A 24,659-nucleotide genomic window follows, 5' to 3' on the forward strand; every position below is an offset into this window, starting at 1 on the left:
AACGAACTCTCCCGGTCTGGTCGCCGCGTCTTTTGGTTACAGGTGCACCGTGCGCGACCATGCCTCCCATGACTGAACTGCCCTTTCCTCGCCCAAGCGCTTGCCCTGGCCTGCTGCGCATCGTGCAAGCGCTGGACGGCGGCATCTGCCGAGTCAAGTTGCCTGGCGGCGCTCTGGCCGCGAGTCAGGCGCGCGCGATCGCCGAGGCGGCGCAGCGCTTTGCGAGCGGCGTGCTCGAGCTGACCAACCGCAGCAATCTGCAGATCCGTGGTGTACGTGCCGAATCCGAGCAAGAGCTGATCCGCTCATTGCTGGAAGCGAACCTCGGCCCGTCGGTGCTCGATGCCGACGATGTGCGCAATCTCATGCTCAGCCCCGCGGCCGGCCTGGACCCTCAGCAGCACATGGATACCCGGCCACTGGCCGACGCACTCCTGGCGCTCTTGCAAAACAATTCCGCGCTGCACGTCCTGTCCGCCAAGTTCGCCATCCAGCTCGATGGTGGTGAGAGCCTATGCATGCTCGAACACCCTCACGACCTCTGGTTACGCGCCCTCCCCGGCGCCCCGCAGTTGATATTCGGCCTGGCCGGCTGCCCGACCGACAAACCGCTGGGCATGGTTGCCGCTGCGAACGCCGTACAGCTGGTCGAAGCGATCCTGCTGACCTTTCTGGAGTGCGCCGTCCCTGAGCAGAGCCGCATGCGTCAGCTGCTCGAATGCATCCCGGCCGATGAACTGGTGCGACGGGTTCAGGCGCGCCTGCCATTCGCAATTTCACCCGTAGCGGTTGAATGCCAACGCCAAATCCCTGCCGCTGCCCCGCCGATTGGCATCATCGCGCAACGCCAGGCAGAGCTCGCGATGGTCGCGGCCAGCGCGCCGCTAGGGCGGATCAGCGCCGAACAACTTGGCGCCGTTGCCGAACTGGCGCAGCGGCATGCAGATGGCAGCCTGCGGCTTACGCCCTGGCAGGGTCTACTGATTCCAAATGTGCAGATCCACGAGGCGGACAACGTACTCGCAGCCCTCACGCAAGTCGGGCTGCTCACCAACAGAGCCGCTCCCCTGCCCAACCTGATTGCCTGCACCGGTTCTGCCGGCTGCGCGCGCGGGCTGGCCGACACCAAGCACGACGCTCTGGCGTTGGCGGCCTGCCTGCAACAACACGACGCGCACCCTCAGGTTCACCTCAGCGGCTGCTCGCGATCCTGTGCGGCTGCGCATGTCGCGCCGTTCACACTGCTTGCAGTCGGTGACGGCCTCTATCAGCTCTACGAGCGCGCCGCGAATGTGGCCGGTTTCGGCCAACCACTGGCACCCCCCATGAACATCGACCAAGCGGGCGCCTGGCTCGCCCAGCACCACGCAACGGGACGCATCCATGCTTGATTACATCCGCGACGGTCAGGAGATCTACCGGCGCTCCTTCGCCACCATTCGTGCAGAAGCCGATCTCAGCGCGATTCCGCCTGACATGGAAAAGCTCGCCGTACGGGTGATCCACGCCTGCGGAATGGTGGACATCGTCAGTGAGCTCGCCTTTTCTCCAGGCGCCGGGGCGGCCGGCCGTGCCGCCCTGCACGCCGGCGCGCCGATCCTCTGCGATGCACGGATGGTGGCCGAAGGCATCACCCGGCCACGCTTGCCGAAGAACAACCGGGTCATATGCACCCTCCATGACGATGGCGTGCCGGACCTGGCGCAGGCGCTCGGCAATACACGCTCTGCGGCAGCGCTGGAGCACTGGCGTGAGCATATGGAGGGCAGCGTGGTGGTGATCGGCAACGCGCCGACCGCGCTGTTCTACCTGCTGGAAATGCTCGATGCCGGCGCGCCAAAACCTGCGCTCATCATCGGCATGCCGGTCGGCTTCATCGGCGCGGCGGAATCCAAGGACGCGCTGGCAGCGGACAGCCGCGGCGTACCCTATGTAGTGGTTCGCGGCCGGCGCGGCGGCAGTGCGATGGCGGTGGCTGCGGTCAACGCCCTCGCCACGGAGGTGGAATGATGGACGGCAAAGGGAGGCTGATCGGGCTGGGTGTAGGCCCGGGTGATCCGGAACTGATCACCCTGAAGGCCCTGCGCCTGCTGCAAAGCGCGGCGGTTGTCGGCTATTTCGTGGCCAAGGCGAAAGCCAGCAAGGGCCACGGCGGCAACGCCTTCGGCATCATCGAGCAGCACTTGACCGACCAGCAGCAGCGCATGCCGCTGGTTTATCCAGTTACCACCGAAAAGCTCGCGCCGCCGCTCTCCTACGAGGATGTGATCGCCGACTTCTACGACACCTGCGCGGTTCAGATTGCCGCTGAGCTCGACGCCGGGCGAGACGTGGCCGTGATATGCGAGGGCGACCCGTTCTTCTACGGCTCCTACATGTACCTGCACGACCGCCTGGCTGCGGACTACCCGGTCGAGGTCGTGCCGGGCGTCTGCTCGATGCTGGGCTGCACCTCGGTGCTCGGCACGCCTTTGGTTTACCGCAACCAGAGCCTGTCCGTGCTGTCCGGCGTGCTGCCGGAGGCGGAACTCAAGCAAAGGCTGCGTGACGCAGAGGCGGCCGTGGTGATGAAGCTCGGGCGCAACTTCGAAAAGGTCCGCCGCGTACTGCAGGAGCTGGGACTCGAGAAACGCGCGCACTACGTCGAACGCGCCACCATGGCCAACCAGAAGATCGTTCCGCTGGATGAGGTGGAGCCGATGTCATCTCCTTACTTCTCGATGATCCTCGTTCCCGGCGAGAAATGGCGCGGCTGAAGCTGCGATTATTCCCCTGTCCCACCCGACTCTCGGATGCCCTATGCCCGGCCTCGCAACTACCGCACCCGCCATCGTCGTACTTGGCGCCTCTGCCCTCGACACCGCCAGACGGATACAGCGCGTCTATCCAGGAGCACAGGTTTATGGGCTGAGCGGACGCGCTGTCGAAGCCGACAGGCCGTACGATAACTTTGGCGAGCATCTGCGCGATCTGTATCGAGCCAACACGCCGATCATCGCGCTGTGCGCGGCGGGGATTGTGATCCGCAGTCTGGCCCCAGTACTGGGCGACAAGGACAACGAGCCCCCGGTACTGGTGGTTGGTGAGGATGGCAGCGCAGTGGTGCCCTTGCTCGGCGGCCTGGCAGGCGTAAATCGGATGGCCCGGGAGATCGGCGCCGCACTGGAGGTCAGCCCGGCCATCACCACCAGCGGCGAGCTGCGCTTCGGCGCTTGCCTGCTCTCCCCGCCGTCCGGTTATGTGCTGGGGGATCTGGAACAAGGCAAGCGATTCGTCAGCGACCTGCTGGCCGGCGCGCCGGTGCGCGTCGAAGGTCCGGCGCCCTGGCTGGATGAACTCAGCCTGCCGCTCGACCCGCAAGCGCAACACCGGGTGTCCGTCAGCCCGCTCCGGCAGGACGATGCGTGCACGTTGAGCATCCACCCCAGGCTGATCGCGATTCATGTCGAACGCGTTGGCCCGGAACTGGATACCGAAGTTCAGCAGCTGATCGATGAATCCAGCTTTTCGCCGCACAGCCTTGCCTGCCTGATCGCACCGCTCCACCTCATGTCCAGCACCGAGCTGCAACACGTGGCCAGCCAGCTTGGCCTGCCGATCCGCTACAGCGACGACACCACGCAATTGCCGGCGCAGCACAGTCGCAGCCAGCGCGCACGGCTATTGCTCGCAGATGAGCCGATCGACATCAAGCAGATCGGTCAGCCCCGCGGCTCGCTGACGGTGATTGGCCTCGGACCGGGCGCTCCCGAATTCATGGTGCCTGCGGCGCGCCAAGCGCTGGACGAGGCGCAAGACCTGCTCGGTTACGAGACATACATAAAGATGGCCGGCCCGCTCAGGCCAGGCCAGGTCAGCCACAGCAGCGACAACCGCGAGGAGCTGCAGCGTGCAGCCCATGCCTTCGAGCTGGCCGCCAGCGGTCGCCGGGTTGTGGTGATATCGTCCGGCGACCCCGGTGTGTTTGCCATGGCCGCCGCGGTACTGGAAGCGCTGCACGCATCAAGCGACCCCCGCTGGCACGCCGTGGATCTGCAGGTGCTGCCAGGCGTATCGGCGGCGCTGGCCACCGCCGCCAAAGCCGGCGCGCCGCTGGGTCACGACTTCTGCATGCTCTCGCTATCGGACAATCTCAAACCCTGGACGCTGATCGAGAAGCGTCTGGAACACGCCGCTGCGGCCGATCTGGTCATGGCCTTCTACAATCCCATTTCCAAGGCGCGGCCCTGGCAGCTCGGGCGGGCGCTGGAAATACTTCGCCATTACCGCAAACCGGAAACACTGGTTGTGCTTGGCCGCGACATCGGTCGCCCAGCCGAAGCCCTGACTGTCACCACGCTTGGCGACCTCACGCCCGAACAGGTGGACATGCGCACGCTGGTCATCATCGGCTCGTCGCAGACCTGCCGGTTTGCCAAGCCGGACGGTGGCGACTGGGTCTATACCCCCAGAAGTTACCCTGCCGATTGAACGGAAACCTCGTTTTAGACGTGCCGAAAGCCGATAAACCCACTACCCTAGCGACGCTTGATGGTTCTGCCCCAAAGGCAGAGGCAAGAGGGAAGCAGGTACGCCCACGGGCTACTCCTGCGCTGCCCCCGCAACTGTGAACGGCGAGTTCACCTGCAAATGAAGTCACTGGCCTGATCGGCTGGGAAGACGCAGGTGCACATTGACCCGTGAGCCAGGAGACCTGCCATCAGCGTGCCGATCCCGGCGCCTTTCAACCCGCATCCCTCGGAGGGAGAACGATGCATATCGAACCTGGCGTACTCAACGCCGCAAAAATCGTCTTTGCCAACGCCGCAGCCGTTTCAACATTGGCCGTGTTCCTGCCCAAGCTGATGTGGCGCCCCGACATCTGGGTCAAGACCCTGCTCGCCGCGTTGTTCTTCTCCATCTTCATGGAGGTCTTTCACATGCCGGTCGGCGCCTCGGAACTGCATTTCGTGGGTGCGTCGGCTGTCTATGTGATATTCGGCTTCGTGCCGACGCTGTTCGGATTCGCTATTGGCCTGCTGCTGCAAGGGCTGCTGTTCGAGCCGTCCGATCTGGTGCACCTGGCGGTCAACTCGCTGTCGCTGATCCTGCCGCTGATCGCCGCCCATGGCCTGCTCGGCCGGCACTTCTTCGCCCAAGGCGGGCGCGTGATTCGCTGGGCCGAAGTGGTCAAGTTCGACGCAGCCTTTTACGGCGGCGTGGTGCTGATGGTCGGCTTCTGGCTGTCGCTGGGTAACGAACCCACGCCTCTGCAGAATTGGGCGATGTTCGCCGTTTCCTACCTGCCGCTGGTGCTGCTCGAGCCGTTGTTCACCTGCCTGGTTGTCCGCACGCTCAAACGCTTTGCAGATAACCCGCTGATCAGCCGGTTCACCACCGTCAAAACCCTCGCGACCGCCTGATCAGGCCACGCCAGCGCTGACGATCAGTCTTCGTCAGCGCTGCGGCGACGCAACAGGTAGCTGTCCATCATCCAACCATGCCGCTCGCGCAACTCGGCGCGGGTGCCGCGGATCTGCTCCGCCACCTCACCGACCTTTCCTGCAATCAGCACCTCATCCGCGGTGCCCACGTATGCGCCCCAATAGATGTCCATCTCCTGATCGACGAACAGGCAGTAGGTATCCCGCGCATCGAGCATCACCAGTACGCTATCCAGCCCGTCAGGAAAGCCCTCGGCCAATCGCCGGGCCGGCATGACCTGAAAGGCCTGACCGATGCTGTTGAAGCAGACTTTGTGCCGGGCCGCCAGCGCCTGCAGGCTGGTGATGCCGGGGATCACCTCGTAGGTGATGGGCTCCGGGCTCGCCTGCACGATGTCCTCGACGATGCGCAGCGTGCTGTCATACAGCGCAGGATCACCCCAGACCAGAAAGCCGCCCACCTCACCATCGGCCAGCTCATGGTGGACCATCTGCTCGAACACCCGTTGCTTGTCCTGATTGAGGTCGACAACGCTGGCCCGGTAGTCGGCGACACCTCGCACGCGCTCGGGGCATTCGGCCTCGACGAAGCGATACCCCGGCGTGTCGATGAAGCGCTCGCAGATGTGCTTGCGCAGGTGGATGAGCGAGTCCTTCGAGGCGCCCTTGTCCATCAGGAAAAACACGTCGACGCGGTTCAACGCCTTGATCGCCTGGACCGTCAGAAAATCGGGATCGCCTGCGCCAATGCCGATGATCAGTAGTGTTTTCACAGGTTCTGGCTCCATTGCGCTAAAGGTTGGTCGTTTAGACAGGGTTGTTCAGGGTCGCGAGCGTGTCGATGTGCTGATACTCCGCGCCCAGTTCTTCGGCCAGTTTCCGTGCACGGCCCAGGCGGATCGGGGCGCTCTCGATGTCTACCAGCACGACCGGGCAAAGACTCGGTTCCAGAGCTGTCGACTCACGCAAGCGGCCGTCCGTGAGGACCAGCAGTCGATGCTGCTCGGCGGGCTTGAGTTGCTGCCGACGACGCTGCCATGCTGCCGCCTGCTGCAAGGCATCCAATAGCGGCGTGCCGCCACCTGCGCCGAGATCAGCCAGCCATTGTTGCTGCACACCGGTCACCTTGTGACCTGGCCAAACCCAGTCGGCTTGCTTGCCGTTGGCCCGCAAAAGCGCCAGCCGCACTCGTTGCCGCCGGGCCTGCTCGAACACCTCGCCGAGCAGCCCTTTCGCCTTGCTCAGCGCACCGTGGCGACGGGTCGAGCCCGAGGCATCGACGATCACCAACCACACTTCACCCGCCCGCCGACTGCGCGGCCTCATGACGAGGTCATCGCGGCGCTGCGGCCTGCCGTTGAGCATAAAGGTCGCGGCCCAGTCGATCCGCCCAGACACGCCGCCGCGACTGGCGCCGTGCCGCCCTCCATTCACGCTACCCGGTGCTGCTCGTGCATCCGCGCCGGAGGCGCTGCGTGGGCGGATGCTCAGGGCTTTTTTGACCAGCGAGGCGGTTCACGCCGAGCACCCACAGGTTGAACCTGGGCCGGCAGCTGCCCCCAGTCGCCAGCGCCCTGATCATCCCTGGAGGTACCGGCGTCTTCCTTGGGTTGTGCCTGCGGTGACTGCTGCTGCGGCGGTGAAGGCGGCGTTGCCTGCTGCTGCCGATGACGCAGAACAAAATCGGCCACCGCATCGATGTCCTCGGCCTCGATGCGTACCGAGCCACGCCAGGCCGCATGGGCGCGAGCAGCTCGCAACCAGACCAGATCAGCTCGCAACCCATCGACCTCGGCGGCAAAGCAACGCTGACTGATTTGCTCCAGTGCTGCCTCGTCCAACGGAATATCGCTCAGCTGGGCGCGCGCTTGCTGGCAGCGCGCCCGCAGCGCCCCCTGCTCTTCCGACCAAGAGGACAGAAAGCGCTGCGGATCGGCATCGAAATTCAGCCGACGGCGAACGATTTCCGCCCGCTGTGCAGGCTGTGGCCGCGCGTCCAGCGCAACGTTGAAGCCGAAACGGTCGAGCAACTGCGGCCGCAGTTCGCCCTCCTCGCTGTTCATGGTGCCGATGAGCACGAAGCGCGATGGGTGCCGATGGGAAACGCCGTCCCGCTCCACATGGTTGATGCCGCTGGCCGCCGCATCGAGTAACAGGTCGACCAGGTGATCCGGCAGCAGGTTGACCTCGTCGACATAGAGCACGCCGCCATCGGCCTTGGCCAACAAGCCCGGCGAGAACTCGGCGCGCCCTTCACCCAGAGCTGCATCGAGATCCAACGAGCCCACGATGCGTTCTTCACTGGCACCCAACGGCAAGGTGACGAACTGGCCGCTTGGCAGCAGGTCCGCCAGCCCTCGCGCCAGGGTCGATTTGGCCATGCCGCGAGGGCCTTCGATTAACACACCGCCAATCGCGGGATCGATTGCTGCCAGACAAAGGGCCAGCTTGAGGTCATCGGCTCCGACCACGGCGGCGAGGGGGAAATGGCTATCGGGCATGGCAGGCATCCGTAGAGGCAGAAAGCGGTACGTAGGGTGGGATGGAGGAAAGGCGCTCGCTCATGACTCCTCGCTATCGATCAGCAGATTTTCCAGCGCTTCCTGATACTCGCCGGGCTCCTCCCAGAGCCCACGTTGCTGGGCTTCCAGCAGGCGTTCGAGGATGTTCTGCAGGGCCTCGGGGTTGTGTAGCTGGATGAACTCCCGGGTATCTCGGTCCAGCGCATAGGCATCGGCCAGCAGCGCGTACTGGTGATCATCGATCAGCCCGGTGGTGGCATCGAAGGCGAACAGGTAATCCACCGTGGCCGCCAGTTCGAAGGCGCCCTTGTAGCCGTGCCGCTTCATGCCGGCGATCCACTTGGGGTTGGCCGCGCGGGAGCGCACCACCCTGCCCAACTCTTCTTTCAGGCTGCGGATTTTCGGGTTGTCCGGCTGACTGTTGTCGCCGTGGTAGCTCGCCACCGATCTGCTGCGCAGGGTTTCGGCGGCGGCCAGCATGCCGCCCTGAAACTGGTAGTAGTCGTTGGAATCGAGAATGTCGTGTTCGCGGTTGTCCTGATTCTGCAGCACCGCCTGTACCTGTTGCAGCCTCTCGGCGAAGCGCGCCCGCGCCGGCACGCCTTCGTCGTCCTTGCCATAGGCATAGCCGCCCCAGTTCAGGTAGACCTCGGCCAGGTCCTCGCGGCTCTGCCAGCGGCTGTCCTCGATGACGTTCTGCACCCCCGCACCGTAGGCACCGGGCATCGACCCGAAGATGCGCCAACCGGCCTGACGCCGCGCTTGTGCCTCGTCCAGACCGCCGTCCTCAAGCTCGAGGGATTCACGCCAGACCCGCGCGGACAGCGGATTCATGTCCTCCGGCTCATCGAGATCGGCCACCGCTTGCACCGCTTCGTCGAAGATGCGAATCAGGTTGGCGAAGGCATCGCGGAAGAAGCCGGACACTCGCAACGTGACGTCCACCCGTGGCCGACCCAGTTCTTCCAGCGGCACGATCTCAAAACGTTCCAGCCGGCCGCTCCCTGGCTGCCAGACCGGCCGCACGCCGAGCAACGCCATGGCCTGCGCCATGTCATCGCCGCCGGTTCGCATGGTCGCGGTGCCCCACATCGACAGTCCGAGTTGCCGCAGGTAGTCGCCATGGTCCTGTATATGCCGTTCGAGCAGGCGCTCGGTGGCTTGCACTCCAATGCGCCAGGCGGTCGGCGTGGGCAGGTTGCGCACGTCGACGGTGAAAAAATTGCGGCCTGTCGGCAGCACATCGAGGCGACCACGGCTCGGCGCACCGCTGGGGCCAGCCGGCACGAAGCGGCCCTGCAAAGCCGCCAGCAGGCCCGCCATTTCTTCCTCGCCGCAACTGTCCAGCATTGGCGCGACCTGCCCACGCAGCTGCTCGATCACTTCGCTGCTGGCCGGTCCGAAGCCCTGCGACTCGCCGTCGATAAGCCCCAGCGCAAGCATCTCCAGCCGCTCCCGGGTGTCGCCATGGGTGCGCCAGAGGCTGGCATCGCAACGCTGTAGCACCTCGGGCCGCGGCCCCAGCCAGGGCGCAGCCATGTCACAGTTGATGGGGTCGAAATCCAATCCCAGATCATCGGCCAGTGCCCGCAACAGGCTGGCGTTGGCCCCTATCCCGTTGCCTCGGGGAATGCGCAGCAGCGCAAGCAGGGTGTCACGCCGCAGTTGTCCGCTGGGAGACTCGCCGAACACGTGCAAACCATCGCGTATCTGGGATTCCTTCAGATCGCAGAGATAGGCATCGAGCTGCGGCAGCCAACTGTTGGGATCGTCGCTCAGTTGCAGCCCCAGCTCGCGGTCCAGATTGGCCTCGCGCACCAGCACAAGGATCTCGCTGCGCAGCTCGGACGCGCGCCGCAAGTCGAGCTGACTGGCTTCGTAGTACTCGTCGGCCAGGCGCTCGATGTCACGCAGCGGGCCATAACTTTCGGCGCGCGTGAGTGGCGGCATCAGGTGGTCGATGATCACCGCCTGGGTACGCCGCTTGGCCTGGGCCCCTTCGCCCGGATCGTTGACGATGAAGGGATAGATATTCGGCAGCGGGCCGAGCACCACGTCCGGCCAGCAGCAGTCGGACAGCCCAACGCTCTTGCCCGGCAACCATTCGAGGTTGCCGTGCTTGCCGACGTGGATCACCGCATCAGCGGTGTAGCGCATGCGCAGCCAGCCATAGAACGCGAGGTAGCCGTGCGGCGGTACCAGATCGGGGTCGTGATACATGGCGGCCGCGTCGAGCTGATAACCACGCGCCGGTTGTATGCCAACGAAGGTCGAGCCGAAACGCAGCCCGGCGATCATCAGCCGACCAGAACGAAACATCGGGTCCTGCTCGGGCGTGCCCCAGCGATCGATCACCGCCTGCTGGTTGGCAACTGGTAGCCCACCGAAGAACGCCTGGTACTCCTGCAGTGTCAGGCTCTGGGCACAGGGCCGCAAATCGAGGTTATCGAGGTCGTTGGTAACGCCGCCGAGTAGCTCATGGATCAGCGCCGTGCCGCTCTCGGGCAGATCGGCCACCGGGTATCCCTGCGCCTGCAGTGCGCGAAGGATGTTCAGCGCAGCGGCCGGCGTATCAAGCCCGACCCCGTTGCCGATGCGGCCGTCACGGGTGGGATAGTTGGCCAGGATGAGCGCGACTCGCTTGTCGCCGTTAGGTAACCGCGCAAGGCAAGCCCACCGCTGCGCAAGCTCGGCGACATGGTCCATGCCTGGCAGATGCGGTTGGTAGCAGATCACGTCGCTCTGGCTGCGTTCGCTGCGCCAGGCCAGGCCCTTGAAACTGATAGGCCGGGTAATCAGTCGGCCGTCCAGCTCCGGCAGCACGATATGCATCGCCAGGTCTCGCGACCCCAGGCCCTGAGCGTTGGCCAGCCATTGTTCGTGGTTATCCAGGGCGCAGATGGCTTGCAGCACCGGGATGTCCAGACGGAAGGGCCGCAGGTTTGGAGCGTCCGGGCTGGACTGGGCGAAGCCTGTCGTATTGATGATCACCGCAGCGCCGCTCTGCTCCAGCCAGGCCTCGACCTGCGTGAGGCAAGCCGCCTCCTTCAGGCTGGCCACGGCGATAGGCAGGGGGTTAAGGCCCTGAGCCGTCAGCCGCTCACAGAAGGTGTCAATGAAGGCCGTATTCGCCGCCTGAACCTGCGTGCGATAGAAGATCAGCCCAACCACCGGTGCGTCCGCTCGCCAGTCGCGCTGCCAATCATCCAAGGACGCGGATGACTGATGGGGGTGATAGATCGCCACCCGCGCCAGCGCCTCGGGTTCGTGCCAGGCATAGTTTCGGCCCAACCAGCGACTGGCGATGCAGTGGTAGAACTGGCGCGCGTTGTCGATGCCACCCTGGCGCAGGAACTGCCACAACCGATGGCTATCCTCGGCCGGCACGTTGCCGAGCTCGCTCAACTCAGGATCAGGGCTGTCATCGCCCGGCACCATGATGATCTTGGCGCCGCGCTGGCCCAGCTCCACTAGCCGTTCGATTCCGTAGCGCCAGTAACTGACGCCACCGTGAACGGAAATCAGGATGACCTTGGCGTGCTGCAGGACCTGCTCGACATAGAAGTCTATCGACGCGTTGTTGCCCAACTGGGCCGGGCTCGCCAGCCGCAGGCTGGGGTAATCCTCAGGCAGCTGGCCGGCCACCTCGGCCAGCAGTGACAGATGCGAATCACCCGTGCACAGCACGACGATGTCCCCAGGCGTCTGGCCCAGGTCGGCAATGCTGTCGGCCGGCAATTGCTGGCCGGGCTGGGTGCGCAGCAGATGCACGGCCGGTCAGCCCGCCAGTGCCGCGTTCAGTTCGGCGTCTATCGCTGCTGGGTCAAGCGACTGGCCGATGATGACCAGCCGGGTGGTACGCACTTCACCGGCCTGCCAGGGGCGGTCGAAGTGCTTGTCGAAACGCTGCCCCACGCCTTGCAGCAGCAGGCGCATAGGCTTGCCTGGAATTGCAGCGAAGCCCTTGATGCGCAGGATGCCGTGCTTGACCACCGCGTCTTTCAACGCCTGCAGCAGCCTGTCGTCAGCGGCCTCCGGCAAATCGACCGAGAAAGAATCGAAGGCTTCGTGATCGTGCTCTTCATGGTCTTCCTGATCGTGATGGGTCTTGCGCCCTTCGATGTGCAGTTCGGTTTCGCAATCCAGGCCCAGCAGCACGTTCAGCGGCAGCTCGCCGCCGTGCGCCTCGATGACTTTGACCCCCTCGGGCAGCTCCTCGGCCACCTCGGCCCGGACCGCTGCCAATGCCTCTGGCGACAGCAGGTCGGCCTTGTTGAGGATGACCAGATCGGCGCTGGCCAGCTGATCGGCGAACAGCTCATGCAGAGGCGATTCGTGATCGAGATTGGGATCGAGCTTGCGCTGGGCATCGACCTGATCGGGAAATGCGGCAAAGGTGCCGGCGGCCACCGCCGGGCTGTCGACGACGGTGATCACCGCATCCACGGTGCAGGCGTTACGGATTTCCGGCCAGTTGAAGGCCTGCACCAGCGGCTTGGGCAGCGCCAGGCCCGAGGTTTCGATGAGGATATGGTCAAGGTCGCCACGGCGCGCCACCAGTTCACGCATCACCGGGAAGAACTCTTCCTGCACCGTGCAGCAGAGGCAGCCGTTGGCCAGCTCGAAGACGCGGCCGTTGGCCTCCTCTTCGCTACAGCCGATGGAGCACTGCTTGAGAATTTCGCCATCGATGCCCAGCTCACCGAACTCGTTGACGATCACGGCGATACGACGCCCTTCGGCATCGCCCAGCATGTGGCGCAGCAAGGTGGTTTTGCCGGCGCCGAGAAAGCCGGTAACGATAGTGACGGGAAGTTTGGAGAGGGTTTTCATCGTGGCCCTGCAAGCATCGAGAAATAGATGAGCAGGCAGGCGGACACTACTTGGCGACGTGCGCCAACAAGCACCACCGGAGCACCCCGCCCGGTTGTCAATGTGTAGCGAGGCAGGTCTCCTGGCTCACGACCGGGCAACGCGTGGCGCGCCTGCCATTACCCTCGCCTTCCCGCGTCAGTTGCAGTGGCTGGCGCGCCAGCTACGCGGCGCACCCAAGGGTCAGTCATTTACAGTTGCGGGGGCAGCCACGGCTTTCCGTGTTCCCTCTTAGCTCTGGCAGCGCCAGAGAACCTCGACCCGTGAAGGCTACGCAGAGCCTTGGAGCGGGTCAATCGCCACGGTTGACCTCGGGAAAAGCTTCGTGGTGTCCTTGCGCCCCCTTGATGCCTGACCGTGTTCGGCTACGGTCCTTACGACTGAGCGCCATGCCCCTCCAAACCGCCAAAGATTCGTCCGCGCCCGATGCCTCTGCAGCGTCGGGTGCGCAGTTGTACGTCGCGGGCCTCGGGTGCCGCAGGGGCTGCAGCCGGATCGAACTCGAGGCGCTTCTGCATCGCGCATTGAGGGAGCATGGATTGGCGATCGCAGCGCTCAGCTGCCTTGCCAGCAGTGAGCGCAAAACGGACGAGCCAGGCCTGCACGAGCTGGCAGCGCACCTGCAGTTGCCCCTGGCCTTGCTGTCAGCTGCAGAGCTCGCGCCGTATGATGCGGCGCTCAGCGAGACCTCGCCGCTCAGCAAGAGCCTGACTGGCAGCGCCGGACTCGCCGAGGCCAGCGCCCTGGCACAGGCTGAATCCCTGAGTGACGGCAAAGCCAAGTTGCTGTGCGGAAAGCTGCGCTCCGCCAACGCAACGTGCGCGATCGCCGTCACCCGCCTTTCCTGATTGGAGTTTGCATGACCGTCTATTTCATCGGCGCCGGCCCGGGCGATCCGGAACTGATCACCGTCAAAGGGCAGCGTCTGGTGCGCAGTTGCCCGATCATCCTCTACGCCGGCTCGCTGGTCCCGGCCGCCGTACTCGAAGGTCATGGCGCCGAGCAGGTGATCAACACCGCCGAGCTGCATCTGGACGAGATCATCGAGCTGATCCGGCAGGCCGATGCCAAGGGTCAGGACGTAGCGCGGGTGCATTCCGGCGACCCGTCTCTGTATGGCGCCATCGGTGAGCAGATCCGCCACCTGCGGAGGCTTGGCATCGCCTTCCAGATCGTTCCGGGCGTCACCGCGACGGCCGCCTGCGCCGCGCTTCTGGACGTCGAACTGACGCTGCCGCAGGTTTCCCAGACGCTGATCCTGACGCGTTACGCCACCAAGTCGGATATGCCCCCCGGTGAAGAACTGCACGACCTGGCCCGCCACGGCGCGACCATGGCGATTCATCTTGGCGTTCAGCACCTGTCCCGCATCGTCGCCGAGCTGTTGCCGCATTACGGCCTGGATTGCCCGATTGCCGTGGTGCACCGCGCCAGCTGGCCCGATCAGGATTGGGTGACAGGTACCCTGGCCGACATCGAAGCCAAGGTAAGCGAGAAGGGCTTTCGCCGTACGGCGTTGATCCTCGTCGGCCGAGTGCTGACGGCCGAAGCGTTTGCCGATTCGGCGCTGTACAACGTAGACACGACGCACCTGTATCGCTCGCCGAGCCCGTGACCCAAGCGCGGGTGTCTTGGGCGATAGCCAATAACAGTGGCCGCCATGCCCACCTGGGCAATGGCCTTTCGTCTAGCCGCCGAGCACGCGCGGGCTGTGGAACGGAGAGCCAAGTGTTACCATTGTCGACTTTCACGCCGCGCTAGATGCTCAAAGCACCGGCAGCCGGCAATACGACGCCCGACACACCTACGCAACCATGTACCTGACGATTAGCCATGAACCCTCTTCGTTCATGGCCAAACCCATTGGGTACCGCGTCCAGATGTTGCTCTCAACTTATGCCAAATGGCTGAGCTCGGCCTCCGATTGGAACGAGCTCGAAAAGCTGCCTGCCAGAATCAAACTGGTACGTACTTGGTATGGGGAACGGAGGCAGGCGATTAACCACCGCTGTTACACCCGCAGGACAAGTCTTTGATTTCTACCGCCAACATCACCATGCAGTTCGGTGCCAAGCCGCTGTTCGAAAACGTTTCCGTCAAATTTGCCGGTGGCAACCGCTACGGTCTGATCGGCGCCAATGGCTGCGGCAAGTCGACCTTCATGAAGATTCTCGGTGGCGATCTGGAGCCCTCTGCGGGTCAGGTGATGCTCGAGCCGAACGTGCGTCTGGGCAAGCTGCGCCAGGATCAGTTCGCCTACGAAGAATTCAACGTGATCGACACCGTGATCATGGGCCATGAGGACCTGTGGAAGGTCAAGGCCGAGCGCGACCGCATCTACTCACTGCCGGAAATGAGCGAAGAAGACGGCATGAAGGTCGGCGAACTCGAAGGTGAATTCGCCGAAATGGACGGCTACACCGCAGAATCCCGTGCCGGAGAACTGCTGCTTGGTTTGGGTATTCCGCTTGAGCAGCATTTCGGCCCGATGAGCGAAGTCGCCCCAGGCTGGAAGCTGCGCGTGCTGCTGGCGCAAGCGCTGTTTTCCGATCCGGATGTACTACTGCTGGACGAACCAACCAACCACCTGGACATCAACACCATCCGCTGGCTGGAAACGATTCTGACGGCGCGTAACAGCACCATGATCATCATTTCCCACGACCGCCACTTCCTGAACTCAGTCTGCACCCACATGGCCGACCTCGATTACGGTGAGCTGCGCCTGTTCCCGGGCAACTACGACGAGTACATGACCGCCGCCACTCAGTCGCGCGAGCAGCTGCTGTCGGACAACGCCAAGAAGAAGGCGCAGATCGCCGAGCTACAGACCTTTGTCAGCCGCTTCTCGGCCAACGCCTCCAAAGCGAAGCAGGCCACCAGCCGTGCCAAGCAGATCGACAAGATCCAGCTGGCCGAAGTGAAGCCTTCCAGCCGTATCAGTCCGTTCATCCGCTTCGAGCAGACCAAGAAGCTGCACCGCCAGGCAGTGACTGTGGAACGCCTGTCCAAGAGCTTCGACGACAAGGAGCTGTTCAAGAACTTCAGCTTCACCGTCGAGGCCGGCGAGCGTGTGGCGATCATCGGGCCCAACGGTATCGGCAAGACCACCCTGCTGCGCACCCTGGTTGGCGAACTGACTCCGGACAGCGGTAGCGTCAAGTGGACCGAGAGTGCCGAGTACGGCTACTACGCCCAGGATCATGCCCACGATTTCGAGGATGACCTCTCCCTCTTCGAATGGATGGGCCAGTGGACCCAGGGCGGCGAACAGCTGGTACGCGGCACCCTTGGCCGCATGCTGTTCTCCAACGACGAGATCCTCAAGTCGGTCAAGGTCATCTCCGGTGGTGAACAGGGCCGCATGCTGTTTGGCAAGCTGATCCTGCAGAAACCCAACGTTCTGGTGATGGACGAACCGACCAACCACCTGGACATGGAATCGATCGAAGCACTCAACCTGGCGCTGGAGAACTACCCGGGCACGCTGATCTTCGTCAGCCACGACCGTGAATTCGTCAGCTCGCTGGCGACGCGCATCATCGAGCTGTCGGAGAACGGCGTGACCGACTTCAGCGGCAGCTACGACGACTACCTGCGCAGCCAGGGCGTGCTGGTCTGAGCCTCACCCGCCCCTATCGCAGCGCCTCTTTCTTCGGAGAGGGCGCTGCAGACTCATAGGCATCGCCTCAGCAGTGCGTCTTGCCGCTCGTCAGCTGGCAAAGCGGCGGGCAAGAAAGTCCAGCAGCAGCGCGCTCACCCTCTCCGCCTGCTCGTTCTGAATCCAGTGGCCGCACGGCGCCAGTTCGTGTCGTTCCAGATCAGAGACCCATTGCGGCATTTTCTGCAACGTATAGGCCTCGAGCTCACCTACCGGATCATGGTCGCCGATCAGAAACATCGTCGGCTGCGTGATCTTGCGCCCCTGCAATGGCTCGGTAACCTGCCAGTTGCGTTCGAAGTTGCGATACCAGTTCAGCGCACCACGAAAACCGTGCTCGGCGAACGTCTGCCGATACACTGCCAAGTCCTCTTCTGAGCACCATTCGGGCAACGGTCCCGGCTGCATGTCATCTTCGAACAGCGTGCCGTCGGCAGGCTTGTCTTGCAGCAGCAGGTTTCGCTCCTGGTAGTACATGAGCAGGCGCAGGGTGCGATCGATATCGGCGTCCAGCTCACGCTCGGCGCGGCCTGGCTCCTGGAAATAGAGGATGTAATTGAAACGGTCGCCAGTGGTCTCGCGCATGATCTCAGTGGCGGGGCGGCGGGGCCGCCCAGCGAACGGGACTGACATGGTGACCAGCGCGGTAATCCGCTCCGGCTCCAGAAGCGCCAGGTACCAGGCAACCATCGCGCCCCAGTCATGCCCGACTAGCGCCACCTGCCGGTGCCCGAAATGGTCCATGGCCGCGCGAACGTCCCCGCATAGCGTCAGCACATCGTAGGCCGAGACTTCGACTGGCGCGCTGCTGCGCCCATAGCCACGCATCTCGGGAACGAACACGCGATAACCAGCCGCCACTAGCGGATCGATCTGATTGCGCCACGAATACCAGCACTCGGGAAACCCGTGCAGCAACCACACCGGCCTGCCCTCTTCGGGGCCGAAGCAATAAAGGCTGAGAGAAATACCGTTGAGGTCGAGCTGAAAATGATCCGCGGTACTATTCATGGAACCTCCTGATGGAGATCCCACTATGGCAAAGCCCGACGCGCTCGTGTGCAGCATCAGCCGGACGAAGGCCGTCTCATTGCCCCGATGGATCAACCCTGGGCGCTGGTCCAGTCGATCATTCCAAACTGCCAGGTCGCCAGAATCAGCAGCCCAAAGCAGATCCGATACCAGGCGAATGCGGCATAGCTGTGGTTCCCGATGAATTTGAGCAGTGCCCGCACCGCAAGCATCGCAAAGATGAATGAAGTAACGAAGCCGATAGCGAAGACGGCGAAATCACCGGGCTGAAACAGATCGCGGTACTTGTAGCCGGAGTAGACGGCTGCACCCACCATGGTCGGCATCGCCAGAAAGAACGAAAACTCGGTGGCGGCCTTGCGCGACAAACCAAACAGCAGCCCACCGATGATGGTCGATCCCGATCGCGACGTGCCGGGCACCAGCGCCAGGCACTGGGCGAAACCTACCTTCAGAGCCAGCGCCCAGTTCATGTCATCGACGGTTTCGGCGCGAATCACGTGATCGCGGCGTTCAGCCCAGAGCATGACGATGCCGCCAAGCACCAGCGCAGCGGCAACCGTGATGGGATTGAACAGGTATTCATGAATCAGATCGGCAAAGGCGACGCCGAGCACCACCGCGGGCATGAAAGCAATCAGCAGATTCAGCGTGAACTTCTGCGCCTGAGATTCCCTGGGCAGCCCCACCACTACGCTCAGAATCTTGCTCCGATACTCCCAGATCACCGCGAGAATCGCCCCGAGCTGAATAATGATATTGAAGGCCAGCGCCCGCTCGCCACCGAAGCCAATCAAATCCGCCACGATGATCTGGTGACCGGTACTGGATACCGGCAGAAACTCGGTTACACCCTCGACCACACCCAGTATCAGCGCCTGAACCGCAACCCAAAGATCCATCTAATCCCCATAAGCGATGCAGCTCATCGCAGCTCAATACAACCAAGGTATATGTCAGAATGCCATCTGAACGGCTGTTCTGACTCATCCCATAGAACTAAATTCCTTTACACACGTAACCCAGCACTCATTTTTCCTCGCGCGCGGCCGAGAAGCTATGTAGGGACTCGCCGGGCAGCGTCACCAGGCAGCCGCTGATCGAACGCATCAGCCCTTGGGATGCAACAGCCTTGACCAAGCTAGACGTGTTGCACAGATGCACCCTGAAAGCGGCGACTCAACAAGCCGACCAGCCCGAAAGAACGATAAGAAAGACAAATTAGGAGCCGTATCCATGAATCTGCTGCGCAACGTCCCCATCAGCAAGCGCCTCTGGCTAATCCCAGTGGTAGCCGTCGTCATGCTGTTCGTCCTCGGTATTTTGATGATTCAGCAGGTCCGCTCTGATTTGTACCTAGGCAAACAGGAGGCGACACGCAATATCGTGGAAGCAGCCGCGGGTGTCTTCGAACACTATCGGAAGCTCGAAACCAGTGGTGCCATGACGACCGCCGAGGCCCAGCAAGCGGCAATCGAGCAAATTCGGGTATTGCGCTACGACGGCCAGGACTACTTCTGGATCAACGATCTCGGTCCGACCATGATCATGCACCCGATGCAGCCGAAGCTCGACGGTCAGGACCTTTCGAAGATCAAGGACCCGGAAGGCAAAGAGCTGTTCAACGAAATGGTCAAGATCGCCCAGCGCGACGGTGCCGGCCTGGTCGACTACATGTGGGCAAAGCCCGGTGCGGAAGATCCGGTGCCGAAAATTTCCTACGTGCAGCTTTTCAAACCGTGGGGCTGGATCATCGGTTCTGGCATCTACGTGGACGATGTTGAGCAGGAATTCTGGAACTATGTAACCCGATTCTCGCTGATCGGCCTGTTCATCTCAGCCATCATGGCGGTGCTGGTCGCAATCCTGATTCGCAGCATTGTCCGCCCGCTTCGCCACACCATGGCCGCCATGGCGAACATCGCCAGCGGTGAAGCAGACCTGACCCGCACGCTGGACGTGGCCGGCAACGACGAGCTGAGCACCCTTGGACGCGACTTCAATCGATTCACGCAAAAATTGCGCACCGTGGTCGGCCAGCTGTTCGAAACCGCCGGCGCGCTGGACCAATCCTCGCGCTCGCTGAGCCAGCTGTCCGGCCAGGCTCACGAACAAAGCCAGCAGCAGATGCTTCAGATGGAGCAGGTGGCGACGGCCGTCAACGAGGTCACCTACGCCGTGCAGGAAGTGGCGAAGAACGCCGAACACGCTTCCAGCGAGGTGGGCACCGCCGAGAACCAGGCGGGCCAAGGACAGCGAAATATCGAAGCGAGCCTGCAGCAGATCGACGAGCTTTCAACAACTATCGGCAAGGCGGTAGAAGTAATCCAGTCGCTGGCCGACGAAACCACCAAGATCGGCTCGGTACTCGAAGTGATCGGTTCGATCGCCGACCAGACCAATCTGTTGGCGCTCAATGCGGCGATCGAAGCCGCGCGAGCCGGCGAGCAGGGTCGAGGCTTCGCCGTGGTCGCCGATGAAGTCCGTCTGTTAGCGCAGCGCACACAGCAATCGACCGCAGAGATTCACAGCATGATCGAGCGGCTGCAGAAGAACTCAGGCGCTGCAGTCAACGTGATCATGGAGAGCAACCGCGCCTCCCAGCTCACCGTCGAACAGGCAAGCCAGGCAGGCGCAAGCCTCAGTGAGATCGCTCAGGCTCTACGCAACCTCTCCGGCCTGAATGCGTCGATCGCCAGCGCAACATTGCAGCAGTCCCACGTGGTTGAGGATATCAATCAGAATGTGACTCAGGCTGCGGGACTGGCCCAGGAGAGTACGCTGGCTGCGGAGCAGTCCAGTGAAGCCGGCAAGCGTCTCGGCGAACTCGCCGATCAGCTCAACCGTCTACTCAGCCAGTTCAAAGTCTGAGGACCGGCCTGCGGTCCGCAAGCGCCCGGCGGACCGCAGGCACCTAGTACGCGATTGCACCTATACCAAGCGCCCGCCCCTGCTTCGCACCATGGTGAAGCGAGCCAACCTCGCGGCGCCTGTTGTCCCATCGCGACAGGTTGTCGCATCGGTTTTTCCACGCGGCCACCGGTCGTGATGGTTGCCAACTACGATGCCGCGAAGTTTTTCAATATTTACAGGGAGTTAGCTCTAACTTCCTAATCCCGAGTCGCCCGGCGTCAAAGTTATACTTTTGGCTAATTGCAAAGCCCTTCAAATTTTTTCGAACTCGCATGTGACTCGTCAGTCCTCTGGGTACATCAACTGCAATGTAAGGCCAACGCCAACGAGCTTGGCTGCAGGTATTTTGGGTATCACACAGAGAGACATGCCCCATGCACACCCCGCTGCGTATCAATGAAGCCCTTTTGATCACCGACCGCGCGTTCAAACCATTCCAGTGCGTTGCCTGGACGCTGCCCGAGGGAAACGGTGAAGTCAGCATCACCGTCGTCGATCGCGATGAAGCACGCCTGCTAGGCCGCTGCAGGATGTCCAGCAGCGTGTTCACCGATCCTGTGAAGCTCGGCGAAACCCTGGAACAGACCCGTGCCCAACTGAGCCGCGATGGCGCTCATTTGTCGCCATGGCACATGCCCGAGTAACCATGGGTTGCTCGTAAAAAGGCCCGCAGCTGCGCTCCGGGCCTTTTTTCATGCCTGTGATTTTTGCCGTACCCGCTTTCCATCACTGATCCATTCGCCCGTTTGACGGTCTGAACTCCAACTAGTGAACCAGGAGAAAGCTCATGAAAGGTGCAGAAGCGTACGTCAACGATCAACGGCAGAGCTGCGGGCTCGCCAACCTCCCTCAGGGGCAGGACGCTCTTCACGTGACACTAAACTTCATCGTGCCGAGAGATGCCCAGATGCCCGGACTGATCGACCACATCAGTGAAATTGCCGAACGGCATCTGAGCGAGTTCTACAAAGGCCGCCAAGTGACCAGACGGCCGGCAGTCGGATCGGTTGTAGGCGATGGCAGCGGCGACGGCATAGACCTCGAATTCGATGTAGCAGCTGCCAGCTGAGAATGTGACCGGAACGGCTGACTGCTCGAATCAACGCCCCGCCTCAGATCGCGAAGGCGTGCTCATCTATTGGTTGGAAGGATGCCTCGGTGATGACCCCGTTTGACCTGCAGCGCATGCTGCTGGACGAGTTTCCGTTGATGTTCGTTGCCGAGGTTGGGTTGCGGGCATTACTCGCATTTGTCGCGGTTTTCGTTTTTCTGAAAGTCAGCGGACGCCGCGGCATTCGCCAGCTGTCTGTGTTCGAGCTGGTGATCATCCTGACCCTCGGTTCTGCCGCGGGTGACGTCTCGTTCTACCACGATGTTCCCCTGCTGCCGGTCGCCGCGGTTTTTGCCACGCTTTTAGGGCTGTACCGTCTTACCGTGTTCTTCATGAACCGAAGCCCACGGTTTGGCGCCTGGCTTGAAGGCAAGCCGGTCACCATCATTCGTGACGGTATCTATGAGTTGCGCAGTCTCGACAGCCTGAACATTTCTGCTGATGAGTTCTTCATGGAGCTACGCCAGCAGGGGGTCGAGCATCTTGGACAGGTGAGACTCGGGATTCTGGAGAATGACGGCAATGTCAGCCTGTTCTTCCACGAACCGGAGGCAGTTCGCCCAGGGCTTTCCGTACTGCCACCGGAGTATCGACCCGAATTCAGCCAGGTTCCGGCTGCCGGCATGTATGCCTGCAGTCGCTGCGGCTTCCCGCAGGCGCTGGAAAGCCATCAGAAGCTACAGTGCCCGCGCTGCTCCAACCAAACCTGGTCGAAGGCACTCTCCACCCTTCGCGCGCGCTGATACACGGTACGAACCGTCTTTACCGTCGCCGGTCAGTTGTTAAGGCGGCCTGAGCATCCGCCTGTGGCCGTTTTTCATGATCAGCAGGAGGAGCACACCATGCTTGGCGACTATTCATCGATCCATGATCACCTCGACACGGCGCGCAAACATGCGGACCAGGCCGAAACTGAGGGCAAGCCTGAGCTGTATCGCGAAGCGATCGACGAACTGGTCGCCGCCATTCGCCTGTTAATGCGCAACAGCGCCGAAAAGGACAACTGACCCCATCGGCAGCCCCGCCTGAGTAGCTGGCGGGGCCTTAGTGGAAGCAGGTGCATATGCGCAATGACACCATGATGGACGAACCCCCGCCCCTGGCCGAGGGCACCCGCCCCATTCCTGCCGACGAAGCCGGTGACACCGGCACGTTGCTATGCCCCACACTCCCGCCAGATTTGCATTACGTCGATGATTCCCAGCCCGGTATCGGGCGCAGGCTACAACGCGGAAAATTCGCCTACTTCGAGCCAAACGGCGAGCGCATTCGCGACGAAGAAGAGATACGCAGGATCAATAAACTGGCGATTCCCCCGGCTTATCGTAACGTGTGGATCTGCCCCGACCCTCAGGGCCATCTTCAAGCCACCGGACGAGACGCGCGAGGTCGCAAGCAGTACCGCTATCACACCCGCTGGCGCGAAATCCGTGACAGCGACAAGTACGAGCGGATGCTCGAGTTTGGCGAGGCCCTACCGAAACTGCGCTGCAATCTTGAAAAGCATCTGGCGCGCCCAGGAATGTCGCGCGAGAAGGTTATGGCGCTGGTGGTCATGCTGCTCGAATCCACTCTGATCCGAATCGGCAACCCACGTTACGCAAGGGATAATCGATCCTACGGGTTGACTACGTTGCGTACGCGCCACGTGGACGTGCGCGGCACCTCGATCCGCTTTCACTTTCGCGGCAAGAGCGGCGTGGAGCACGAAGTCACGTTACGCGACCGTCGCTTGGCCAGGCTCATGCGCCGCTGCATGGAGCTGCCGGGCCAGCACCTGTTTCAGTATCTGGATGAAGACGGCCAGCGCAGGGCCGTCAGCTCCAACGATGTGAACCTCTATCTGCGGGAGATGACCGGCCGCGATTTTACCGCCAAGGACTACCGCACCTGGGCTGGCAGCGCACTGGCTTTGGAGCGGTTGCGCAAGCTGGACGCTTCACCGGAGAGTACCGCCCGGAAGAACTTGGTAGAGACGGTGAAACAGGTCGCCAGCCAGCTGGGCAACACGCCCGCCGTGTGCCGCCAGTGCTACATTCACCCAGCGATTGTAAAAGCCTTCAGTGAGGGTGAACTGAGCAAGCTACGTGGGGCTCGTAAGCGCAAGTGGCTCAGCGCCGAGGAGGTTACGCTGCTCGCCTTTCTCAAACAGCGTGCAAGTCAAAGCTAGTTTTGATGCAGCGTGACGCGATTGCGGCCGCCGGCTTTGGAGGCATACAGCGCCGAGTCAGCCCACTCGATCAGTTGGGCATGACTGCTGGTGGGTACGCTGAGATCGGCGACGCCAAGACTGATAGTGAAGCGAATACGGTGCTGCTCATGCAGAACCTCTCGGCTTTCCACCGCATATCTTAGACGCTCGGCAAATGTCAGAGCACCCTGCTTATCGGTATCGGGCAGCAGCACGACGAATTCCTCACCGCCATATCGTCCGGCTACATCCGAATCCCTCAAGTTCTCGCGAATGAGGTCCGCGACCTCCTGGATCACGCTGTCACCCACCTGATGTCCATAGGTGTCGTTGATCGCCTTGAAATGGTCGATATCGAACATGACCAAAGCTGCCTGACTGTCGTAGCGACGATGGCGAGCATAGTCCAGGCGCAGCATCTCTTCCCAATGTCCGCGGTTGTACAGCCCCGTCAGCCTGTCAGTGCTGGAGAGGCGTTGCAGCTCGGCATTCGCCGCCTGCAGCTGGCGACGGTTAACTGCGACATCGGTGACGTCGTAAATGATCAGACAGACCTGGTCGATGCGACCGTTGGTACCTTTGAGGGGCAACAGCGTGGTGTTCTGATACATGAAATCTTCCAGCCCAGTGATTGGCTGGTAGTTCTTGAAACGCAGCAGATACGGTCGTTGTTCCCAGATGGTGAATGACGGCGTACCAAGGGTCATGACGCTTTCAACCTTGCGGCGAAACCAATCCTCGTCCACCTCGGGGAAAAGCGAGAAAAACGTTTGATTGCGCGCTTGCGCCGGCTGCAAACCGGAGCGGTTCTCCATGAATGTGTTCCAGACCTCGACACGGTAGTCGCGGTCCAGAACCACGACACCCACATCAATGCTCTGGACGATGGCCAGCAACCAGTGAAGTTCGTTCAGCTCAGCGGAATTGCTCATGC

General features: G+C 62.3%; 22 protein-coding genes, 1 pseudogene and 2 riboswitches. Of the genes and pseudogenes, 15 read left to right on the top strand and 8 right to left on the bottom strand.

Translation table 11 applies throughout. The annotated features are described in order from the left end of the window. Positions 1-59 precede the first annotated feature (59 nt). The 5 genes from cobG (at position 60) to AAEZ08_RS02505 (ending at position 5,402) form a co-directional block, all read left to right on the top strand. Entirely contained in the window at positions 60-1,391 is a 1,332-nt protein-coding gene (gene cobG / locus AAEZ08_RS02485; RefSeq protein ID WP_500123646.1) for a precorrin-3B synthase, read from the top strand. Further along, the gene (locus AAEZ08_RS02490; protein WP_255830760.1) at positions 1,384-2,010 is read left to right on the top strand and encodes a precorrin-8X methylmutase; all 627 of its coding nucleotides are present in this window, start codon (positions 1,384-1,386) and stop codon (positions 2,008-2,010) included. The genes cobG and AAEZ08_RS02490 overlap by 8 nt, the downstream gene beginning before the upstream one ends. Continuing rightward, positions 2,007-2,756 (top strand): precorrin-2 C(20)-methyltransferase, encoded by a 750-nt coding sequence (locus AAEZ08_RS02495; RefSeq protein ID WP_036991894.1) that lies wholly within the window; start codon positions 2,007-2,009, stop codon positions 2,754-2,756. The genes AAEZ08_RS02490 and AAEZ08_RS02495 overlap by 4 nt, the downstream gene beginning before the upstream one ends. A gap of 43 nt (positions 2,757-2,799) precedes the next feature. After that, positions 2,800-4,470, top strand: coding sequence for a precorrin-3B C(17)-methyltransferase (cobJ, locus tag AAEZ08_RS02500; protein ID WP_500123647.1), 1,671 nt, complete (start codon positions 2,800-2,802; stop codon positions 4,468-4,470). Positions 4,471-4,514: 44 nt separating this feature from the next. Further along, positions 4,515-4,715, top strand: a riboswitch (cobalamin riboswitch). A gap of 36 nt (positions 4,716-4,751) precedes the next feature. Further along, positions 4,752-5,402 (top strand): energy-coupling factor ABC transporter permease, encoded by a 651-nt coding sequence (locus tag AAEZ08_RS02505; protein WP_042927056.1) that lies wholly within the window; start codon positions 4,752-4,754, stop codon positions 5,400-5,402. A 23-nt stretch (positions 5,403-5,425) separates the two neighbouring features. Here the strand turns inward: AAEZ08_RS02505 and cobF are convergent, their stop codons facing one another. The 5 genes from cobF to cobW are packed head-to-tail and all read right to left on the bottom strand — an operon-like array spanning position 5,426 to position 12,778. Continuing rightward, the gene (gene cobF / locus AAEZ08_RS02510; protein ID WP_500123648.1) at positions 5,426-6,196 is read right to left on the bottom strand and encodes a precorrin-6A synthase (deacetylating); all 771 of its coding nucleotides are present in this window, start codon (positions 6,194-6,196) and stop codon (positions 5,426-5,428) included. A gap of 34 nt (positions 6,197-6,230) precedes the next feature. Continuing rightward, positions 6,231-6,929 carry a vWA domain-containing protein gene (locus AAEZ08_RS02515; protein WP_500123689.1) on the bottom strand — a complete coding sequence of 233 codons (699 nt, stop codon included), beginning with the start codon at positions 6,927-6,929 and terminating at the stop codon, positions 6,231-6,233. After that, complete coding sequence (locus AAEZ08_RS02520; protein WP_500123649.1) at positions 6,911-7,924, bottom strand: magnesium chelatase ATPase subunit I; 1,014 nt, start codon at positions 7,922-7,924, stop codon at positions 6,911-6,913. The genes AAEZ08_RS02515 and AAEZ08_RS02520 overlap by 19 nt, the downstream gene beginning before the upstream one ends. Positions 7,925-7,984: 60 nt before the next feature. Next, positions 7,985-11,716 carry a cobaltochelatase subunit CobN gene (cobN, locus tag AAEZ08_RS02525; protein WP_500123650.1) on the bottom strand — a complete coding sequence of 1,244 codons (3,732 nt, stop codon included), beginning with the start codon at positions 11,714-11,716 and terminating at the stop codon, positions 7,985-7,987. A gap of 6 nt (positions 11,717-11,722) precedes the next feature. Then, entirely contained in the window at positions 11,723-12,778 is a 1,056-nt protein-coding gene (cobW, locus tag AAEZ08_RS02530) for a cobalamin biosynthesis protein CobW (RefSeq protein WP_500123651.1), read from the bottom strand. 94 nt (positions 12,779-12,872) lie between these two features. After that, positions 12,873-13,091, bottom strand: a riboswitch (cobalamin riboswitch). Positions 13,092-13,206: 115 nt separating this feature from the next. Here cobW and AAEZ08_RS02535 point away from each other — a divergent pair. The 3 genes from AAEZ08_RS02535 (at position 13,207) to AAEZ08_RS02545 (ending at position 16,439) form a co-directional block, all read left to right on the top strand. Next, positions 13,207-13,665: a cobalamin biosynthesis protein gene (locus tag AAEZ08_RS02535; protein WP_415846233.1), complete on the top strand. Its 459-nt coding sequence runs from the start codon at positions 13,207-13,209 to the stop codon at positions 13,663-13,665. A gap of 11 nt (positions 13,666-13,676) precedes the next feature. Then, positions 13,677-14,432, top strand: a complete 756-nt coding sequence (cobM, locus tag AAEZ08_RS02540; RefSeq protein WP_500123652.1) for a precorrin-4 C(11)-methyltransferase — start codon at positions 13,677-13,679, stop codon at positions 14,430-14,432. Between the two features lie 417 nt (positions 14,433-14,849). Next, positions 14,850-16,439: an ABC-F family ATPase gene (locus tag AAEZ08_RS02545; protein ID WP_003284453.1), complete on the top strand. Its 1,590-nt coding sequence runs from the start codon at positions 14,850-14,852 to the stop codon at positions 16,437-16,439. Positions 16,440-16,529: 90 nt separating this feature from the next. Here AAEZ08_RS02545 and AAEZ08_RS02550 read toward each other — a convergent pair whose 3' ends face one another. Both AAEZ08_RS02550 and AAEZ08_RS02555 read right to left on the bottom strand, forming a co-directional pair. Next, on the bottom strand, positions 16,530-17,489 hold the full coding sequence (locus AAEZ08_RS02550) for an alpha/beta fold hydrolase (RefSeq protein WP_482696222.1): 960 nt from the start codon (positions 17,487-17,489) through the stop codon (positions 16,530-16,532). Between the two features lie 92 nt (positions 17,490-17,581). Beyond that, positions 17,582-18,412 carry an undecaprenyl-diphosphate phosphatase gene (locus AAEZ08_RS02555; RefSeq protein WP_500123653.1) on the bottom strand — a complete coding sequence of 277 codons (831 nt, stop codon included), beginning with the start codon at positions 18,410-18,412 and terminating at the stop codon, positions 17,582-17,584. Positions 18,413-18,836: 424 nt separating this feature from the next. Between AAEZ08_RS02555 and AAEZ08_RS02560 the strand changes: the two are divergent. From AAEZ08_RS02560 to AAEZ08_RS02590, 7 genes and pseudogenes are all read left to right on the top strand, one after another. Next, positions 18,837-19,523: pseudogene (locus AAEZ08_RS02560) on the top strand (cache domain-containing protein); the annotation flags it as partial. A gap of 123 nt (positions 19,524-19,646) precedes the next feature. Continuing rightward, positions 19,647-20,381 (top strand): methyl-accepting chemotaxis protein, encoded by a 735-nt coding sequence (locus tag AAEZ08_RS02565; RefSeq protein ID WP_500123690.1) that lies wholly within the window; start codon positions 19,647-19,649, stop codon positions 20,379-20,381. Between the two features lie 416 nt (positions 20,382-20,797). Next, a complete protein-coding gene (locus tag AAEZ08_RS02570; RefSeq protein ID WP_003279770.1) occupies positions 20,798-21,067 on the top strand; it encodes a hypothetical protein in 270 nt (89 codons plus the stop codon). Positions 21,068-21,210: 143 nt separating this feature from the next. Beyond that, positions 21,211-21,492 (top strand): hypothetical protein, encoded by a 282-nt coding sequence (locus AAEZ08_RS02575; protein ID WP_003279771.1) that lies wholly within the window; start codon positions 21,211-21,213, stop codon positions 21,490-21,492. Positions 21,493-21,584: 92 nt separating this feature from the next. After that, positions 21,585-22,277 carry a DUF421 domain-containing protein gene (locus AAEZ08_RS02580; RefSeq protein ID WP_003279772.1) on the top strand — a complete coding sequence of 231 codons (693 nt, stop codon included), beginning with the start codon at positions 21,585-21,587 and terminating at the stop codon, positions 22,275-22,277. 99 nt (positions 22,278-22,376) lie between these two features. Further along, the gene (locus AAEZ08_RS02585; protein ID WP_003279774.1) at positions 22,377-22,541 is read left to right on the top strand and encodes a hypothetical protein; all 165 of its coding nucleotides are present in this window, start codon (positions 22,377-22,379) and stop codon (positions 22,539-22,541) included. A gap of 56 nt (positions 22,542-22,597) precedes the next feature. Then, positions 22,598-23,704 (top strand): DNA topoisomerase IB, encoded by a 1,107-nt coding sequence (locus AAEZ08_RS02590; protein ID WP_500123654.1) that lies wholly within the window; start codon positions 22,598-22,600, stop codon positions 23,702-23,704. On the opposite strand, the gene AAEZ08_RS02595 is transcribed toward AAEZ08_RS02590, so the two are convergent. Then, positions 23,701-24,657, bottom strand: a complete 957-nt coding sequence (locus AAEZ08_RS02595; RefSeq protein ID WP_500123655.1) for a sensor domain-containing diguanylate cyclase — start codon at positions 24,655-24,657, stop codon at positions 23,701-23,703. The two genes, AAEZ08_RS02590 and AAEZ08_RS02595, sit on opposite strands and share 4 nt — an antisense overlap. Between the last annotated feature and the right edge of the window lie 2 nt (positions 24,658-24,659).

Origin of the sequence: Pseudomonas sp. E45-MNA-CIBAN-0222 (assembly GCF_040310405.1) — a bacterium.
GTDB classification, from domain to species: domain Bacteria; phylum Pseudomonadota; class Gammaproteobacteria; order Pseudomonadales; family Pseudomonadaceae; genus Stutzerimonas; species Stutzerimonas stutzeri_AC.

What these genes read in the sequence shown, in the direction of transcription:
- AAEZ08_RS02565 (WP_500123690.1), top strand. Translation starts at nt 19,647, where the DNA reads ATGGAGCAGGTGGCGACGGCCGTCAACGAGGTCACCTACGCCGTGCAG.
- AAEZ08_RS02590 (WP_500123654.1), top strand. Translation starts at nt 22,598, where the DNA reads ATGCGCAATGACACCATGATGGACGAACCCCCGCCCCTGGCCGAGGGC.
- AAEZ08_RS02555 (WP_500123653.1), bottom strand. Translation starts at nt 18,412, where the DNA reads ATGGATCTTTGGGTTGCGGTTCAGGCGCTGATACTGGGTGTGGTCGAG.
- AAEZ08_RS02505 (WP_042927056.1), top strand. Translation starts at nt 4,752, where the DNA reads ATGCATATCGAACCTGGCGTACTCAACGCCGCAAAAATCGTCTTTGCC.
- AAEZ08_RS02580 (WP_003279772.1), top strand. Translation starts at nt 21,585, where the DNA reads ATGACCCCGTTTGACCTGCAGCGCATGCTGCTGGACGAGTTTCCGTTG.
- cobG (WP_500123646.1), top strand. Translation starts at nt 60, where the DNA reads ATGCCTCCCATGACTGAACTGCCCTTTCCTCGCCCAAGCGCTTGCCCT.
- cobJ (WP_500123647.1), top strand. Translation starts at nt 2,800, where the DNA reads ATGCCCGGCCTCGCAACTACCGCACCCGCCATCGTCGTACTTGGCGCC.
- AAEZ08_RS02520 (WP_500123649.1), bottom strand. Translation starts at nt 7,924, where the DNA reads ATGCCCGATAGCCATTTCCCCCTCGCCGCCGTGGTCGGAGCCGATGAC.
- cobW (WP_500123651.1), bottom strand. Translation starts at nt 12,778, where the DNA reads ATGAAAACCCTCTCCAAACTTCCCGTCACTATCGTTACCGGCTTTCTC.
- AAEZ08_RS02570 (WP_003279770.1), top strand. Translation starts at nt 20,798, where the DNA reads ATGCACACCCCGCTGCGTATCAATGAAGCCCTTTTGATCACCGACCGC.
- cobM (WP_500123652.1), top strand. Translation starts at nt 13,677, where the DNA reads ATGACCGTCTATTTCATCGGCGCCGGCCCGGGCGATCCGGAACTGATC.
- AAEZ08_RS02490 (WP_255830760.1), top strand. Translation starts at nt 1,384, where the DNA reads ATGCTTGATTACATCCGCGACGGTCAGGAGATCTACCGGCGCTCCTTC.
- AAEZ08_RS02575 (WP_003279771.1), top strand. Translation starts at nt 21,211, where the DNA reads ATGAAAGGTGCAGAAGCGTACGTCAACGATCAACGGCAGAGCTGCGGG.
- AAEZ08_RS02550 (WP_482696222.1), bottom strand. Translation starts at nt 17,489, where the DNA reads ATGAATAGTACCGCGGATCATTTTCAGCTCGACCTCAACGGTATTTCT.
- AAEZ08_RS02495 (WP_036991894.1), top strand. Translation starts at nt 2,007, where the DNA reads ATGATGGACGGCAAAGGGAGGCTGATCGGGCTGGGTGTAGGCCCGGGT.
- AAEZ08_RS02595 (WP_500123655.1), bottom strand. Translation starts at nt 24,657, where the DNA reads ATGAGCAATTCCGCTGAGCTGAACGAACTTCACTGGTTGCTGGCCATC.
- AAEZ08_RS02535 (WP_415846233.1), top strand. Translation starts at nt 13,207, where the DNA reads ATGCCCCTCCAAACCGCCAAAGATTCGTCCGCGCCCGATGCCTCTGCA.
- AAEZ08_RS02585 (WP_003279774.1), top strand. Translation starts at nt 22,377, where the DNA reads ATGCTTGGCGACTATTCATCGATCCATGATCACCTCGACACGGCGCGC.